Source organism: Citrobacter sp. CK206 (assembly GCF_030333125.1).
Lineage (GTDB): Bacteria > Pseudomonadota > Gammaproteobacteria > Enterobacterales > Enterobacteriaceae > Citrobacter_B > Citrobacter_B koseri.
Genome location: NZ_JAOWGM010000021.1, coordinates 270,667 through 288,349, shown reverse-complemented (window position 1 = coordinate 288,349; position 17,683 = coordinate 270,667). Strand labels below are relative to the sequence as shown.

The window sequence follows — 17,683 nt, the reverse complement described above, 5'->3', positions numbered from 1 at the left end:
AAAGGATCACTCATTCGGGGGAATAAGGTAGATGCGGATTATCCAGCCAATGCGTTAAAAAGTGAGAGACCGCCTGATTACGACAATGGCCAATCACTGAAAGATGCGGCAGTTCAGCGATCAGTTGCGGCATCGCGTTGCCCATAATCAAACCACGTCCCACGCTCTCCAGCATTTCGCGATCGTTCATCGCATCGCCAAACGCCATGCATTCCGTCAGCGACAGCCCCAAATGGTCGCTTAATACCGCCAGCGCGGAACCTTTATTACAGCCGAGCGGCAGCACTTCCAGGCAATCCACAGCGGAAAAGCAGAGATTCGCCCGCTCGCCCAGCTCCTCATTCAGTTGAATACGCAGCCGGATCAGATCGTCGTGATCGCCACAGAAACAGATCTTAGTGACCTGGTGGGCCGGGACACGTTTGACATCCACGATCTGATAGTGGAACCCGCTGTAGACATGCGCCTGTAATAGCGCGGGGATCGCGCTCCCCGTAAACCAGCCGTTATCGTTGAATACGTGCATACTGGCCCGGGTATCCCACGCCTGGTGCAATACGCGATCCGCAATGGCGGGGTCCAGATCCTGGCGATGCAGCATATCGCCTTCCTGCGAGTGAATGCGCGTCCCGTTGCCGGTTATCAAAAACGCATCCATTGAGATGACCCCCAGAATATGCCGCATTTCCAGCACATGCCGACCGGTCGCAAACGTCAAAGTGATATCGCGTTCACGCAGGCGCGCCAGCGTTGCAAGGGTCTCATGACCCAGATGGTGGTTTGGCATCAAAAGCGTGCCATCCATATCAAATGCAGCCAGACGAGCCATCTCTTTCTCCACACTGTGACGCAATTAACTTGTGATTGAGTATCACCTGAGATATACGGAAGTAATAGTGAATAGATAAAATGAATTGTTCCGGGTTTCAATGAGACTTCTCAACCGTTTAAAACAATATCAACGTCTCTGGCAGCCCTCGGCCGGAGAACCTCAGTCGGTCACCGTTGGGGAACTGGCGGAGCGCTGTTTTTGTAGCGAACGCCACGTCCGTACGCTACTACGTCAGGCGCAGGAAGCCGGCTGGTTAACATGGGAGGCGCAATCCGGGCGGGGTAAGCGCGGTAAACTGCAATTTCTGGTCACACCGGAGTCACTGCGCAATACCATGATGGAACAAGCGCTGGAAAAAGGTCAGCAGCTTAATGTGCTGGAGCTGGCACAACTGGCGCCAGGCGAACTGCGTACCATGCTGCAACCGTTTATGGGCGGTCAGTGGCAAAACGACACGCCGACCCTGCGTATTCCCTACTATCGTCCGCTGGACCCGTTGCATCCAGGATTTCTGCCCGGTCGCGCAGAACAGCATCTTGCGGGACAAATTTTCTCCGGCCTCACCCGCTTTGACAACGCCAGCCAGCGCCCCTGCGGGGATTTAGCACATCACTGGGATATCTCCGCCGACGGTATGCGCTGGGATTTTTATATTCGCTCTACACTGCACTGGCATAATGGCGATACGGTAGAAACTGCGCAGCTGCACGCGCGCCTGCTGATGCTGCTTGACCTGCCAGCCCTCAATAAATTGTTTATCAGCGTCAAGCGTATTGAAGTCACCCACCCGCAATGCCTGACGTTCATTCTCCATCGCCCTGATTACTGGCTGGCGCACCGTCTGGCAAGCTACTGTAGCCACCTGGCGCACCCGCATCAGCCGCTGTCAGGCACCGGACCTTTTCGGCTGACGTTATTTACGCCGGAGCTGGTACGCCTGGAAAGCCACGACAATTACCACCTTTGCCATCCGCTGCTAAAGGCGATTGAATACTGGATCACGCCTCAGCTTTTTGACCAGGATTTAGGCACCAGCTGCCGTCATCCGGTACAGATTGCCATCGGCAACCCTGAGGAGCTGGCCTCACTTAGCCAGGTGAGCAGCGGTATTAGCCTGGGATTTTGCTACCTGACGCTTAAAAAAGGCTCGAAACTCAGCCTGCAACAGGCGCGTCGCCTGGTAGACATCATTCATCATACGTCGTTATTACAGACGCTGCCGGTAGATGAAAATCTGATCACGCCCAGCAACGCGCTGCTGCCAGGCTGGGTAATGCCGCAATGGAAGGGGCTGGAATCCGTTGAATTACCGAAAAAACTGACGCTGGTCTACCACCTTCCCGTTGAGTTGCACACCATGGCGGAGCAACTCCAGCAATATCTGGCAACGCTCGGCTGTGAATTAACGTTGATTTTCCACAACGCGAAAAACTGGGATAACTGCCCTTCGCTGGCAAAAGCGGATCTCATGATGGGCGACAGACTGATTGGCGAAGCGCCGGAATATACGCTTGAGCAGTGGCTACGCTGCGATCAACTCTGGCCGCATGTGCTGGATGCCCCTGCTTTCGCCCATCTTCAGGCCACGCTGGATGCCTTACAAACGCAGCCCGGTGAAGACGACCGCTATACTGCGTTACAACAGGTATTCACGAGTCTGATGAATGACGCCACGCTTACGCCGCTTTTTAACTATCACTACCGTATTAGCGCGCCGCCGGGCGTCAATGGCGTTCAACTCAATCCACGCGGCTGGTTTGAGTTTGAGAAAGCATGGCTTCCGCCGCCACGCGGTGAAGAAGCTGGTCGCGGCCATCCACAGGCGCTACCATAGCGTTTTTCATTTTTGTCAGGATAAGTTATGAAACGTGCCGTCGTTGTATTCAGTGGAGGCCAGGACTCCACAACCTGTCTGGCGCAAGCGCTGCATCAGTATGATGAAGTGCACTGCGTCACCTTTGATTATGGTCAGCGCCATCGCGCTGAGATTGATGTCGCACGTAATCTGGCCTTAAAACTCGGCGCGCGTGCGCATAAGGTGCTGGACGTAACGCTACTGAGCGAACTGGCGGTCAGTAGCCTGACGCGCGATAACATTCCCGTACCGGACTATGAACCGGATGCCGACGGTATTCCGAATACGTTTGTCCCTGGGCGTAATATTCTGTTTCTGACTCTGGCGGCGATTTACGCTTATCAGGTAAAAGCCGAAGCGGTGATTACCGGCGTTTGCGAGACGGATTTCTCCGGCTACCCGGACTGCCGCGATGAGTTTGTCAAAGCGCTGAATCATGCCGTCACCCTGGGTATGGCGAAGGATATTCGCTTTGAAACCCCGCTGATGTGGATTGATAAAGCCGAAACCTGGGCACTCGCTGATTACTGGGGCAAGCTGGATCTGGTGCGCGAAGAGACGCTGACCTGTTATAACGGCATCAAAGGTGACGGTTGCGGGCATTGCGCCGCCTGTAATCTGCGCGCCAACGGCCTGAACCATTATCTGGCGGATAAACCGGCAGTGATGGCGGCAATGAAGCAGAAAACAGGGTTAAAGTGATCGTTTTGCCGGATGGCGGTGCATGCACCTTATCCGGCCTGGCGACATTCACCGTGGTCAATGTCGCCCGCAGGCCTGATAAGCGAAGCGCCATCAGGCAACTTTCCGTTACTTCACCATCTGCTCCAGTTTCTCGCGTAACTCACCTTCCAGCGGCAATGCTTTCTGCGTTTTCAAATCAATACAGACAAAAGTAATCTGCGCGTCCACCACAACTTGCCCTTCCGGCTCAAGCGTAATGACCTGGCTTAAAATGCCGCTCTTCCCGTTTAACTGCTGCACCTGACTGGTGACGGTCAGCAGATCGCTCAGCACGGCAGGGCGACGGTAGTTAATATTAATATTCACCACCACAAAAGCGATGTTGCGGGCCGTCATCCATTGAAAGCTGTCACTGTTTTCCAGCCCATCCCAGCGTGCTTCTTCAAGAAACTCAAGATAGCGGGCATTATTAACGTGCTGATAAACATCAAGGTGATAACCACGGACTTTGATTTGTGTTTGCATAGCGCAATAACCTTACGTTGTTGTTATAGGAACAGAGGCCATAACTGGTATGACCTCATTATCCTGGCAAACTTTTGCCACAGTGCAAGTTATTACAGCGTCAACACCGCCAGATTGCGTTCCACCAGCGAACTCCCCATCCCCGGAACCTGCTTTAAATCATCCACCGTTTTAAACGGCCCATACTCTTCCCGATAGTTGACTATCGCCTGCGCTTTTTTCAGCCCGACGCCATTCATCACCCGCGCCAGATCTTCCGCTGAAGCCGTGTTGATACTGACCCTCGCGCCTTCATCATCGCTGGCCTTTGCTGGCACGGAGGCTTTAGTCTGCGCGGACGCAGACGAATCCGCCTTTGTTTGTACCGCCTGATTTTTCTCTACCGTTCCGGCAGCCAGCGCGTTGTGCGTCATGCCTGCGCAGGCCAGAGTCATCGTGACCAGCAGTGCGTTGATTCCATGTTTCATACTGTTTTCTCCTTGTGTGTTAACAGTGGCATCACGATAGCGGGGCGGCGAAAGGCAAACAAATAGCAAATATCAGAAATGGAAAAGGCCGCGAAGGCGGCCTTTGAGGGTTACAACTTTTTGCAGTTTTTTGCGAAGCGTCTCGGTGATTACTGCTGTTCCAGCGCATCGCCGACTTTGATTTTCGCCGCTTTACGCAGGTTACTCATCAGCGCTTCAAAGGTAATCTGCGCGTTATTCTGGGTAATACCCTGAACCATCGCTTTTTTCTGCTCTTCCGGCATAGAGCCCGCTTTCACGTCGTCCAGCGCCAGCAGCACAACGTTGCCCTGCATATCGTTAGCGACGCCATAGCTCGGCTTATCTTTCTCTGGCTGACCCAGCGCAAACGCAGCCTGGCTTACCGGGTCCTGCCCGGTACGGCTCAGCGTTTTCGCTTCGCCAAAGCTCAGACCGGCCGCTTTCATCGCTTCTGCGCCTTTACCCGCTTTCAGCTCAACTAGCAGTTTGTCAGCATCCAGTTTTGCCTGCTGCTCTGCTTTGTTGTGCTTAACGAGCGCAGCCACCTGCTCTTTCACGTCAGCCAGAGGCTTAACCGCTTCAGGTTTATGCTCGCTGATGCGCAGCACGAATGCGCGGTCGCCATCCACGGTGATGATATCGGAGTTGCTGCCCGGCGTACCGTTCTCGCCAACCAGACCACCGTTGAAGATAGCATCGGCAACCGGTTTAAAATTCAGCTCTTCTGGCAGGTTGTCATGGCTGAACCAGCCGGTTTCAACCGCTTTCACGCCAGAGGCCTGTTCAGCGCCCGCCAGAGATTCGGTATCGTTGCTCGCCGCATCGCTGACTTTTTGTTGCAGCGCGTAATAGGCATCCAGCGCTTTTTCCTGCTTCACTTTCGCGGCAATGTCATCACGCGCTTCGCTCAGCGGCTTCACTTTCGCAGGCTGAACATCATCCAGACGCGCAACCAGGAAGCCAACAGAGGATTTAATCACGCCAGACAGCTGGCCTTTTTCTTTCAGGCCGGCATTTTTCAGTTCGTCCGGCGTGGTGGCGTCTTCCAGCCAGCCCATATCACCGCCGTTGCGCGCAGAGATAATGTCTGCGGATTTCTCTTTCGCCAGCGCGGCAAAATCACCGCCTTTGTTCAGCGCGTCCAGCACCGCTTTCGCTTCATCTTCCGTTTTGGTCTGAATGACGCTGTAACGGTTACGCTGCGGCTGGGTGAACTGATCCTGATGCTGGTCATAGTAAGACTGGATATCCGCATCGTTGACCGTTTCCTGCATAGCAGCCGCATCCAGCTTGATGTAGCTCACGCGGAACTGCTCCGGGGTCATAAAGCGGTTCTTGTTCTGCTCGTAGTAGCTGGACACTTCCTGATCGGTAGCCTGCTGCTTCGCAGCCAGTGCGTTCACGTCAATCGTCGCTTCACGCACCACACGCTGCTGCGCGACTAACGCCGCCAGCTCGTCCGTTTCACCTTTCAGCATGAAATCAGTACCGGCAACGCCAGCAATCAGTTGTTGGGTGGTGAGCTGGTTACGCAATGCCTGAGCATACTGATCGGCGGTCATCCCCATCTGATTCACAATCGCGTTGTAGCGGTTGTTATCAAATTTGCCGTCAACCTGGAAAGCCGCCGTTGAAAAGATGGCCTGCTTAACCTGTTCGTCGCTGATGCTGAGTTTAAGCTCATGCGCGTATTGATCCAGCAAGGCTTCATCGATAAGACGATTCAGTACCTGCTGACGCAGCGTTTTCATGTAGCCTTCATTCGCCGCCAGTTCAGAATACTGATCGCCCAGCTGCTGCTGCATACGATTACGTTCGCTGTTAAACGCATTCTCAAACTGCGAGCGGCTGATTTCCTGGTCATTCACTTTTGCGGCGTAGTTATTGCTTCCGCCAATCAGGTAACCACTCACGCCGGTCAAAATGAACGACACGATAATGATACCGAAAATAATCTTGAGCACGAGACTGTTAGCAGCCGTGCGTAAGCTGTCCATCATGGTGTAACCACACTCCGCTGTAGGTGACTGTTTTGCGTATTCATACTTCACGCAGCATAGCGTTTTCTGAACGCTGCGCGGAAAGCTGTATTGTGACAAGAAACCGGGGTAATTGTCAGCCCACAACCAGCATAAACTCAAATAAAGTAGTACTGGACAAATAAAAAAGGCACATCAGATGATGCGCCCTTGTACTTTGTCACATCCCCAGGGGGAGAAGCTCTTAGTTTACCGCGTCTTTCAGCGCTTTACCTGCACGGAAACCCGGCACTTTAGCGGCGGCGATGGTGATCTCTTTACCTGTTTGCGGGTTGCGACCAGTACGGGCAGCACGCTCTTTAACAGCAAAAGTACCAAAACCTACCAGCGCTACATCATCACCTTCTTTCAGTGATTCAGTGACAGAAGCAATAATTGCATCTAACGCACGTCCAGCCGCAGCCTTAGAGATATCAGCCCCTGCAGCAATTTTGTCGATCAGTTGAGATTTATTCACTCTTCTCTTCCTCTTTTATAATTTATATCGCACCGGAATCCTTCAAAGTGCGACCGCGCAGCAGTTATATCAGGCCTGCCATGCCCTTACAACACCCGTTAATGATGGCAAGCCCGATCCGTCATCTAAATTAGCTATACAAAAAAAGGCTGGCAAGCACGAAATGCCCTGCCAGCCCTGTTTTTCTTAACGCTATTTGCGCGAGGTCACTATTTTGCGGTGACAACCTGTATGCCGGACGGCTCATTTTGCAACGCAAGAGTCAGAACTTCCTCAATGCGTTTCACCGGATGAATGTCCAGATCGGCAATAACGTTGTCTGGAATCTCTTCCAGATCGCGTTTATTCTCAAACGGAATTAACACGGTTTTGATCCCGCCACGGTGCGCCGCCAACAGTTTCTCTTTCAGGCCGCCGATAGGCAGTACCTGGCCTCGCAGGGTAATTTCCCCGGTCATCGCCACATCAGCGCGAACAGGATTACCCGTCAGGCAGGAGACCAGCGCGGTACACATCGCAATACCGGCGCTCGGGCCGTCTTTCGGCGTCGCCCCTTCCGGTACGTGAACGTGGATGTCACGTTTTTCGTAAAAGTCTGGATTAATACCCAGTTTTTCCGCACGCGCACGCACCACGGTCAGCGCAGCCTGAATAGATTCCTGCATAACCTCACCGAGAGAACCGGTGTAAGTCAGTTTGCCTTTACCCGGCACACAGGCGGTTTCGATGGTCAGCAGGTCGCCGCCCACTTCCGTCCATGCCAGACCCGTTACCTGACCCACACGGTTTTCGTTGTCCGCGCGGCCGTAGTCAAAGCGCTGTACGCCGAGGTAGTCATGCAGGTTATCGCCATCGATCACAATGTGTTTCAGCGACTTATCCAGCAGCAGCTGTTTCACGGCTTTGCGGCACAGTTTGGAGATTTCACGCTCCAGGCTACGCACGCCCGCTTCACGGGTGTAGTAACGGATAATGCCGATAATGGCGCTATCCTCAACCGTCAGCTCGCCTTTCTTCAGCGCGTTACGCTCGATCTGTTTCGGCAGCAGGTGCTGTTTAGCAATGTTCAGCTTCTCGTCTTCGGTATAACCGGACAGACGAATCACTTCCATACGATCCAGCAGTGGCGCCGGAATGTTCATGGAGTTGGAGGTGGCAACGAACATCACGTCGCTGAGATCGTAATCCACTTCCAGGTAGTGATCGCTGAACGCCACGTTCTGCTCAGGGTCCAGCACCTCAAGCAGCGCAGAGGCCGGATCGCCACGCATGTCGGAAGACATTTTGTCGATCTCATCGAGCAGGAACAGCGGGTTTTTAACGCCCACTTTGGCCATTTTCTGGATCAGTTTACCCGGCATAGAGCCGATATATGTCCGGCGGTGGCCGCGGATTTCTGCTTCATCACGCACGCCGCCGAGCGCCATACGGATATATTTACGCCCGGTCGCTTTGGCGATGGACTGGCCCAGAGAGGTTTTACCTACCCCCGGCGGCCCAACCAGACACAGGATCGGCCCTTTGATTTTGTTTACACGGCTTTGTACCGCGAGATACTCAAGGATGCGATCTTTCACACGCTCCAGACCGTAATGGTCTGTGTCGAGAATTTCCTGCGCCTGACGCAGGTCTTTTTTGACCTTGCTACGCGCGTTCCACGGCACCTGCACCATCCAGTCGATGTAGCCGCGTACAACCGTCGCTTCCGCCGACATCGGAGACATCATTTTCAGCTTCTGCAATTCTGCTTCCGCTTTCTCTTTTGCCTCTTTCGGCATTTTCGCCGCGTCGATTTTACGCTTCAGCGCTTCGTTTTCATCAGGCGCGTCGTCCATCTCGCCCAGTTCTTTCTGAATGGCTTTCATTTGCTCATTCAGATAGTACTCACGCTGAGATTTCTCCATCTGCTTTTTAACGCGGTTGCGAATACGCTTCTCAACCTGCAACAGATCGATTTCAGATTCCATCATCGCCATCAGATACTCCAGACGTTCGTTAACGTCGGACATCTCCAGCACGGACTGCTTATCCGCCAGTTTCAGCGGCATATGGGCAGCGATGGTGTCCGCCAGACGCGCAGGATCGTCAATGCTATTGAGCGACGTCAGCACTTCCGGTGGGATTTTTTTGTTCAGCTTGATGTAGCCTTCGAACTGACTGATGGCAGTGCGCACCAGCACTTCCTGCTCGCGCTCATCAATCGCTGGCGATTCAAGGTATTCCGCCTTAGCGGAAAAGTGTTCGCCGTTATCTGACAGCGCAGAAATACGCGCGCGCTGCAACCCCTCAACCAGCACTTTGACAGTACCGTCAGGCAGTTTCAGCATTTGCAAAATTGAGGCCACGGTCCCGACGGTGAAAAGATCGTTTACACCCGGCTCATCCGTTGATGCTTCTTTCTGGGCGACCAGCATGATTTTTTTATCATGGTCCATAGCCGCTTCCAGACAACGGATAGATTTTTCCCGCCCTACAAATAAGGGTATGACCATGTGCGGATAAACCACCACATCGCGCAACGGCAATACGGGGATTTCAATGCGTTCAGAACGCTCAGGATTCATAGAGCTCTCTCTTAGTTTAGTGTCCGCCAGGTAATCAGACTGCGCGACTGTGCTTCACGCAGCCATTAACATGTATGTCAGTATATGGGGATGTTTCCCACACATTCAACGCCATGTTTACGGAAAAATAAAAGGGGGGATAAAATCCCCCCTTTTTCGTTAACTGATTGTATGAGTTGGTTAATTATTCACCAGATGCCTGCTGCGCTTCCGGCTTGCCGTAAATCAGCAACGGCTTGCTCTGACCGCCGATGACGGACTCGTCGATAACCACTTTTTCAACGTCTTCCATAGAAGGCAGATCGTACATGGTATCAAGCAGCGCCGCTTCAACGATGGAACGCAGACCACGGGCGCCGGTTTTACGCGCCATCGCTTTCTTCGCGATAGCATCCAGCGCTTCGTCACGAAATTCCAGATCGACGCCTTCCAGGTTAAACAGCGCCTGATACTGTTTGGTCAGGGCGTTTTTCGGCTCTTTCAGGATCTGGATCAGCGCTTCTTCACTCAGCTCATTCAGCGTCGCCACAACCGGCAGACGACCAATGAACTCAGGAATCAGACCAAATTTGATCAGATCTTCCGGCTCAACCTGCGCCAGCAGTTCGCCTTCGCTGGCCTTGTCGGATTTCGCTTTGACCGTTGCGCCAAAACCAATGCCGGAGCCGGTTTCAACACGGTTAGCAATCACTTTATCCAGACCAGCGAACGCGCCGCCGCAGATAAACAGGATCTTAGAGGTATCAACCTGCAAGAACTCCTGCTGCGGATGCTTGCGTCCTCCCTGCGGCGGAACGGCGGCAACCGTCCCTTCGATCAGTTTCAACAGCGCCTGCTGTACGCCTTCACCGGAAACGTCACGGGTAATGGACGGGTTGTCAGACTTACGGGAAATCTTGTCGATTTCATCGATGTAGACAATACCGCGCTGCGCTTTCTGCACATCATAATCGCATTTTTGCAACAGCTTCTGAATGATGTTCTCAACATCTTCGCCCACATAACCGGCTTCGGTCAGGGTGGTGGCATCCGCCATGGTGAACGGTACGTCCAGCAGGCGCGCCAGCGTTTCGGCCAGCAGCGTTTTACCGGAACCGGTCGGCCCGATCAGCAGAATGTTACTTTTGCCCAACTCAACGCCATTGCTGGTGTCGCCGTTGCGCAGACGTTTGTAGTGGTTGTATACCGCGACCGCCAGCACTTTTTTCGCCTGCTCCTGGCCGATAACATAATCGTCCAGATGGTTGCGAATTTCATGTGGCGTCGGCAGCGCACTGCGTTCACGGTGCGGTGCCACTTCCTTAATCTCTTCGCGAATGATGTCGTTACATAGATCAACACATTCGTCGCAGATATACACGGATGGACCGGCAATCAGCTTGCGCACTTCATGCTGGCTTTTGCCGCAAAAAGAGCAGTACAACAATTTGCCCGAGCCATCTTTGCGTTTATCTGTCATGAGTCAAAACCTCTTCTTTGTTCTTTGTGCCGCACACGACGACGCAAATGCCATTCTCAGGCGCAAGTCGCTTGTCAGCGTTGTGCCGCCCCTGGATAGTATTATAGCGGCACACCTGCGCCCTGGGCATCAATTACGATGGGTCAAAATCGAGTCGACCAGACCGTACTCCACCGCTTCAGACGCGGAGAGGAAGCGGTCGCGCTCGGTATCACGTTCAATCTGCTCAAGAGACTGACCCGTATGGTGCGCCATAAGTTCATTCATGCGCCCTTTCACCTTCAGGATTTCACGGGCATGAATTTCAATATCTGTCGCCTGGCCCTGATAACCGCCGAGAGGCTGGTGAATCATGACGCGAGAGTTAGGCAGGCAGAAACGTTTGCCTTTTGCGCCAGCAGTCAGCAGGAACGCGCCCATAGAAGCCGCCTGGCCCATACAAATCGTGCTAACGTCCGGCTTAATAAACTGCATGGTGTCGTAGATAGACATCCCTGCGGTAATAACTCCGCCTGGGGAGTTAATGTACAGGTAGATATCTTTTTCCGGGTTTTCCGCTTCCAGGAACAGCATCTGCGCCACAATCAGGTTAGCCATATGGTCTTCGACCTGGCCGGTCAGAAAAATGACACGTTCCTTAAGTAGACGAGAATAGATATCAAAAGAGCGCTCACCACGTGAGGTCTGTTCAATGACCATCGGCACCAGCGCCATATGGGGTGCAAAGTTATCTCGTTCGCCGCTGTATGACATTTCCGTCTCCTGGATAAAAATTGAAAAAACCTGCTGTACCGATTGTAACCTTATGGACGGATTATCAGCTAGTCCCTCTGTTATGGGTACGGCATCGCCATAATTCAAGCATAACAATCTTTTGTTGTAACGCTAACACTGAAACGCTGTTTTCGCACTCTTCCATGCAAAATGCGTGACAAAAAAAAGCCCGCCACCTGGAGGTGACGGGCTCTTGTGCGAATTTCGTGCTAATTAAGCGACGAATTACGCCTGCTGGTTCATCAGTTCGTTGAAGGAAGTGGCTTTTTCAGTCACTTTCGCTTTCGCCAGAACGGCTTCAACAGCCTGCTCTTCCAGAGCGACGTTACGCATGTTGTCCATCAGCTCTTTGTTTTTGCTGTAGAACTCGATAACTTCTTTCGGATCTTCGTACGCAGAAGCCATCTCTTCGATCAGACCTTTAACGCGCTCTTCGTCAGCTTTCAGTTCCTGAGTGCGAATCACTTCGCCCAGCAGCAGGCCGACAACAACGCGACGCTTAGCCTGTTCTTCGAACAGTTCACGCGGCAGTTCCAGCGCTTGTTTCTCGTTGCCGCCGAAACGCTGTGCAGCCTGACGACGCAGAACGTCAACTTCGCTGTCGATCAGCGCAGATGGAACGTCGATGTCGTTCGCTTTCACCAGGCCTTCAATCGCCTGAGACTTCACGCGGTTACGCACAGCGCCTTTCAGCTCGCGTTCCATGTTTTTACGCACTTCAGTACGCAGACCGGCAACAGAACCATCTTCAACGCCGAAACGCTTGATGAATTCTTCGGTCAGTTCCGGCAGCTCGCGCTCTTCAACTTTCTTCAGGTTGATAGCGAATTTAGCGGCTTTACCTTTCAGGTTTTCAGCGTGATATTCTTCCGGGAAGGTCACGTCGATAGTGAACTCTTCGCCTGCTTTGTGACCTTTGATACCGTCTTCAAAGCCCGGGATCATACGACCCTGGCCCATCGCCAGTACGAAGTCGGACGCTTTGCCGCCTTCGAACTCTTCACCGTCAACAGAACCGGTGAAGTCGATGGTTACACGGTCTTCTGCATCAGCAGCGCCGTCTTTGTCTTTCCAGGTTGCCTGCTGTTTACGCAGGGTGTCCAGCATCACGTCGACATCGGCGTCGGTCACTTCAACAACCGGTTTTTCAACTTCGATGGATTCCAGACCGGTCAGTTCAACTTCCGGGTAGACTTCAAATTCTACAGCGTAGGTGAAGTCTTCACCCAGTTTGTATTCGCCCGGAACATAGTTCGGTGCGCCAGCCGGGTTGATTTTTTCTTTGATGATCGCGTCAACGAAGTTACGGCTCATCAGGTCACCCAGAACGTCCTGGCGAACAGAAGCGCCATAACGCTGAGCAACAACATTCATCGGTACTTTGCCCTTGCGGAAGCCGTCAATACGCACTTTCTTCGCTACGTTGACCAGCTCGCTTTTCACAGCGGTCTCGATGCTGTCAGCAGCGATAGTAATCGTTACACGGCGGCCAAGGCCTTGAGTGGTTTCAACTGAAACTTGCATCTTGTTACCTCAAAAAATCACAGTGCTCGGTCAACTCTACTCCGCAAGCACAGGTTGTTGGCTTCGCGGAACCGGGATGTTCTCATAATCAATCACATTCCCTGTCGTCAGAATCATCCCGAAGACATTCCGAAAAATAAGACGCCGCATTATAGCGGCATCACTTTTATGAGTCGAGAACGGTTATCGCGCGTTGCTGCGGCTTTTTTCACAATTCCCGGCTAATTTTGGTCTGAATACTGTACATCTCGCTCAAAATTCAGACAAAACAAAACGGCCCGCAGGCCGTTTTCACATAATCTGTAGCAACATACTGGAAAAGCGCCAACAGTTGCAAATGCGTTTTTCTACGCGATGCTTCCTGCGCCACGGCAAGGAGGCGATGCGAAGATCGTATCCTGCAATCCTTCCCACTCCTTAATGGTATAGGTATGCAGGGCCAGCGCATGTACGGTTGTGGAGAGTTCTGCCGTTAACGTACCGTAAATCATCCGGTGGCGATTAAGAAAACGTTCGCCAGTGAAGCGATCGCTGACCAGCACAACCTTAAAGTGGCTCTCAGAGCCTGCCGGAACATTGTGACGATAGCTTTCATCCACAACTTCGAGGAACACGGGTTCGAACGCTGCCCTTAATTTTTCTTCTATTTGCTCACGTATCATCATGAAATATCTCCTCCGACAACGCTGAGATGTCACCCATCCCTTTAAATACTAGCCGCTTTTACCGTTTACATTACATCATGACAACAAAAATTTAGCGTTCGTCTGATATTTTCATTCAAACGTATGAAGTTTACTGACTTATCCATTCATTTGGTTGCGAAAACCCGAAGTAAGGTGTACCGAGGGTCAGAAAACAGACAACGCGATGAATTTACATGCGTTGACCACTTCCCCTCGCCGTTGGCAATGTTATGATGGCGGGAATTTTTATCTATCACGCTTAAGAGTCACTGAGAGCCCGAACATGTTAAAGAAAATCCTCTTTCCATTAATTGCTCTGGTTATGCTGGCAGGGTGCGCAACACCGCCGACAACCATTGACGTATCGCCGAAAATCACACTGCCGCAACAAGATCCAAGTCTGATGGGCGTTACTGTGAGCATCAACGGCGCCGACCAGCGTCAGGATCAGGCGCTGGCGAAAGTTACGCGTAATAACCAACTGGTTACTCTGACCGCCTCCCGCGATCTGCGCTTCCTGCTGCAAGAAGTGCTGGAAAAACAGATGACCGCACGCGGTTATATGGTAGGGCCGAACGGCGCTGTGAACCTGCAAATCATCGTAAATCAGCTGTATGCCGATGTATCTCAGGGTAACGTTCGCTACAACATCGCCACCAAAGCGGATATCGCCATCATCGCGACGGCGGCAAACGGCAACAAGATGACGAAAAACTACCGTGCGAGCTACTCTGTTGAAGGCGCATTCCAGGCGTCCAACCAGAATATCGCCAACGCGGTTAACAGCGTCCTGACCGACACCATCGCTGATATGTCTCAGGACACCAGCATTCACGAATTCATTAAGCAGAACGCACGTTAATTTCTGTCCAGATGGCCCGGCGCTTGTCGGGCCTGTAGATGCCCATGCCCAACCAATATTTACGTATTTTTCAGCAACCGCGTTCAGCTATCCTGTTGATTCTGGGGTTTGCATCAGGTTTACCCCTCGCGCTCACCTCCGGCACGCTACAGGCCTGGATGACCGTTGAGAATATCGATCTCAAAACCATTGGTTTCTTCTCTCTGGTGGGCCAGGCCTATGTCTTTAAATTCCTCTGGTCTCCGGTCATGGACCGTTACACGCCGCCTTTTTTAGGTCGTCGTCGCGGCTGGCTGGTCACCACGCAGATTCTGCTGCTGCTCGCCATTGCGGCGATGGGTTTTCTGGAACCCGGCACGCAGTTGCGCTGGATGGCGGCGCTGGCAGTTATCATCGCCTTCTGTTCCGCATCTCAGGACATTGTCTTTGACGCGTGGAAAACGGATGTTCTGCCTGCGGAAGAACGCGGCACCGGGGCGGCGATTAGCGTACTGGGCTATCGGCTAGGGATGCTGGTCTCCGGTGGGCTGGCGCTGTGGCTGGCGGATCGCTGGCTCGGCTGGCAGGGGATGTACTGGCTGATGGCGGCGCTGCTTGTGCCCTGTATTATCGCCACGCTCCTGGCCCCTGAACCTGAAGATTCCATTCCAGTGCCTAAAACGCTGGAACAGGCGGTTGCCGCCCCGCTGCGCGACTTTTTTGGCCGCAACAACGCCTGGCTGATCTTGTTGTTAATCGTGCTGTATAAGCTGGGCGACGCGTTCGCCATGAGCCTGACCACCACCTTTTTGATTCGCGGCGTTGGTTTTGATGCCGGTGAAGTCGGCGTGGTCAATAAAACGCTGGGACTGCTGGCGACGATTGTCGGCGCGCTGTACGGCGGCATCCTGATGCAGCGCCTTTCCCTTTTCCGCGCGCTGCTGATTTTCGGCATTCTGCAAGGCGTTTCCAACGCCGGTTACTGGCTGCTTTCCGTGACGGACAAGCATATGTTCAGCATGGCCGCAGCGGTCTTCTTCGAGAACCTGTGCGGCGGAATGGGAACAGCGGCCTTTGTCGCATTGTTAATGACGCTGTGCAACAAATCGTTTTCCGCCACCCAGTTTGCCCTGCTCTCCGCGCTCTCTGCGGTGGGACGCGTGTATGTCGGCCCCGTTGCCGGATGGTTTGTCGAAGCGCATGGCTGGCCCACGTTTTATCTCTTCTCCGTCGCAGCGGCCGTACCCGGCCTTCTGCTTCTGCTGGTTTGTCGTCAAACCCTTGAACACAGTTGGGAAAGCGAAAGCTTCATCCCCCGTACGGAATTTCGCGGGGCGTATGGTCTGGCGCTGCTGACGCTAATGATCGGTTGCGGCCTGCTGGCGGTATGGCTGTTGCTGCTGACGATGAACGCCGTGGACTACACTCGCTTCTCCTTCCTGCCCGAACTGCTTGAGGCGGGGGTCATGGTGGCGATATGCGGCATTTTGTTCGGCGGGGTGCTGGATTATCTGGCGCTACGCAAAACACGTCTTGTGTAAGCGGGCAACGTTATTTGCCGTTGTAATAACAGAGCGAAATTATAACGGCTAAATAAACAGCAGTTGCGAAAAATAATATTTGTTGTTTTGTGCGCAATAGCATCTGGAAATTATTGACGCCTTTTATAGATTTTATTTTCCTTACTCGATTCAGCCAATATAGTTTTATTTTTTGTTTTTCATTTGTCTCTTTGTTGATAATTAATTGTTAAACAATTGTTTTAATTTCGCATTGGTTATACCAATTACCCTGTAAGCCCTGCTTTCCTGCCCTCTTTCGTTATAACGTGATGTTGCAACAGGTTCTTAAAGTCAACGCGACATATCCTGCAACATATGTGACATGCCCGGCAGAACCCAGTAACACAGATCCAATCATGTTTACAGTAATGTAACCTTCCCGTAAAATGCCCACACACTTTAAACGCCACCAGGTCCCGTGGAATTGAGGTCGTTAAATGAGACTCAGGAAATACAATAAAAGTTTGGGATGGTTGTCATTAATTGCAGGCACTGCATTACTCAGTGGCTGTAATTCTGCACTTCTTGACCCCAAAGGACAGATTGGACTGGAACAACGTTCACTGATACTGACGGCTTTTGGCCTGATGTTGATTGTCGTGATTCCCGCCATCTTGATGGCTGTTGGTTTCGCCTGGAAGTACCGTGCGAGCAATAAAGATGCGAAGTACAGCCCGAACTGGTCACACTCCAATAAAGTGGAAGCTGTGGTCTGGACGGTGCCGATTCTGATCATCATTTTCCTTGCTGTACTTACCTGGAAAACCACTCACGCTCTTGAGCCAAGCAAGCCGCTGGCGCATGACGAGAAGCCCATTACCATCGAAGTGGTTTCCATGGACTGGAAATGGTTCTTCATCTACCCGGAACAGGGCATCGCAACCGTGAATGAAATCGCCTTCCCGGCGAACACTCCGGTTTATTTCAAAGTGACCTCCAACTCCGTGATGAACTCCTTCTTTATCCCGCGTCTGGGTAGCCAGATTTATGCCATGGCCGGTATGCAGACTCGACTGCATCTGATTGCCAACGAAGCCGGTACCTATGATGGTATTTCCGCAAGCTATAGCGGCCCTGGTTTCTCCGGTATGAAGTTCAAAGCTATCGCCACGCCGGACCGCGCCACATTCGACCAGTGGGTTGCTAAAGCTAAACAGTCACCGAACACCATGAGCGACATGGCTGCGTTCGAGAAAGTGGCTGCGCCAAGCGAATACAACCAGGTGGAATATTTCTCCAACGTGAAACCGGATTTGTTTAAAGACGTCATTAACAAATTTATGGCTCACGGTAAGAGCATGGACATGACCCAACCGGAAGGTGAGCACAGCTCGCATGAAGGCATGGAAGGCATGGACATGAGCCACGCGGAATCCGCTCACTAAGGGGCCGA

General features: G+C 52.5%; 15 protein-coding genes. 5 read left to right on the top strand and 10 right to left on the bottom strand.

Annotated elements, in window-relative coordinates:
- Positions 1-10 precede the first annotated feature (10 nt).
- Entirely contained in the window at positions 11-829 is an 819-nt protein-coding gene (gene cof, locus OGX81_RS04410) for an HMP-PP phosphatase (protein WP_104868989.1), read from the bottom strand.
- Positions 830-929: 100 nt separating this feature from the next.
- On the opposite strand from cof, the gene OGX81_RS04405 reads away from it, so the two are divergent.
- Entirely contained in the window at positions 930-2,666 is a 1,737-nt protein-coding gene (locus OGX81_RS04405) for an SgrR family transcriptional regulator (RefSeq protein ID WP_104868990.1), read from the top strand.
- A 27-nt stretch (positions 2,667-2,693) separates the two neighbouring features.
- Positions 2,694-3,389: a 7-cyano-7-deazaguanine synthase QueC gene (gene queC, locus OGX81_RS04400; RefSeq protein ID WP_104868991.1), complete on the top strand. Its 696-nt coding sequence runs from the start codon at positions 2,694-2,696 to the stop codon at positions 3,387-3,389.
- Between the two features lie 108 nt (positions 3,390-3,497).
- On the opposite strand, the gene fadM is transcribed toward queC, so the two are convergent.
- From fadM to bolA, 9 genes are all read right to left on the bottom strand, one after another.
- Positions 3,498-3,896 (bottom strand): long-chain acyl-CoA thioesterase FadM, encoded by a 399-nt coding sequence (fadM, locus tag OGX81_RS04395; protein ID WP_012133539.1) that lies wholly within the window; start codon positions 3,894-3,896, stop codon positions 3,498-3,500.
- A gap of 92 nt (positions 3,897-3,988) precedes the next feature.
- Positions 3,989-4,363 (bottom strand): helix-hairpin-helix domain-containing protein, encoded by a 375-nt coding sequence (locus OGX81_RS04390; protein ID WP_049008409.1) that lies wholly within the window; start codon positions 4,361-4,363, stop codon positions 3,989-3,991.
- Positions 4,364-4,512: 149 nt separating this feature from the next.
- Positions 4,513-6,384, bottom strand: coding sequence for a peptidylprolyl isomerase (gene ppiD, locus OGX81_RS04385; protein WP_104868992.1), 1,872 nt, complete (start codon positions 6,382-6,384; stop codon positions 4,513-4,515).
- A 223-nt stretch (positions 6,385-6,607) separates the two neighbouring features.
- On the bottom strand, positions 6,608-6,880 hold the full coding sequence (hupB, locus tag OGX81_RS04380; protein ID WP_003021629.1) for a nucleoid-associated protein HU-beta: 273 nt from the start codon (positions 6,878-6,880) through the stop codon (positions 6,608-6,610).
- Positions 6,881-7,089: 209 nt separating this feature from the next.
- Positions 7,090-9,444 carry an endopeptidase La gene (gene lon, locus OGX81_RS04375; RefSeq protein ID WP_012133542.1) on the bottom strand — a complete coding sequence of 785 codons (2,355 nt, stop codon included), beginning with the start codon at positions 9,442-9,444 and terminating at the stop codon, positions 7,090-7,092.
- Positions 9,445-9,628: 184 nt separating this feature from the next.
- The gene (gene clpX, locus OGX81_RS04370) at positions 9,629-10,903 is read right to left on the bottom strand and encodes an ATP-dependent protease ATP-binding subunit ClpX (RefSeq protein ID WP_012133543.1); all 1,275 of its coding nucleotides are present in this window, start codon (positions 10,901-10,903) and stop codon (positions 9,629-9,631) included.
- A 129-nt stretch (positions 10,904-11,032) separates the two neighbouring features.
- Entirely contained in the window at positions 11,033-11,656 is a 624-nt protein-coding gene (gene clpP / locus OGX81_RS04365; RefSeq protein ID WP_003021624.1) for an ATP-dependent Clp endopeptidase proteolytic subunit ClpP, read from the bottom strand.
- A 246-nt stretch (positions 11,657-11,902) separates the two neighbouring features.
- The gene (gene tig / locus OGX81_RS04360; protein ID WP_012133545.1) at positions 11,903-13,201 is read right to left on the bottom strand and encodes a trigger factor; all 1,299 of its coding nucleotides are present in this window, start codon (positions 13,199-13,201) and stop codon (positions 11,903-11,905) included.
- A gap of 347 nt (positions 13,202-13,548) precedes the next feature.
- Positions 13,549-13,866 (bottom strand): transcriptional regulator BolA, encoded by a 318-nt coding sequence (gene bolA / locus OGX81_RS04355; RefSeq protein ID WP_012133546.1) that lies wholly within the window; start codon positions 13,864-13,866, stop codon positions 13,549-13,551.
- Between the two features lie 304 nt (positions 13,867-14,170).
- On the opposite strand from bolA, the gene OGX81_RS04350 reads away from it, so the two are divergent.
- From OGX81_RS04350 to cyoA, 3 genes are all read left to right on the top strand, one after another.
- Positions 14,171-14,749, top strand: a complete 579-nt coding sequence (locus OGX81_RS04350; RefSeq protein WP_012133548.1) for a lipoprotein — start codon at positions 14,171-14,173, stop codon at positions 14,747-14,749.
- Between the two features lie 44 nt (positions 14,750-14,793).
- Positions 14,794-16,269, top strand: coding sequence for a muropeptide MFS transporter AmpG (ampG, locus tag OGX81_RS04345; RefSeq protein ID WP_049008406.1), 1,476 nt, complete (start codon positions 14,794-14,796; stop codon positions 16,267-16,269).
- 458 nt (positions 16,270-16,727) lie between these two features.
- Positions 16,728-17,675 (top strand): cytochrome o ubiquinol oxidase subunit II, encoded by a 948-nt coding sequence (gene cyoA / locus OGX81_RS04340; protein ID WP_012133550.1) that lies wholly within the window; start codon positions 16,728-16,730, stop codon positions 17,673-17,675.
- The last annotated feature ends 8 nt before the right edge of the window (positions 17,676-17,683 follow it).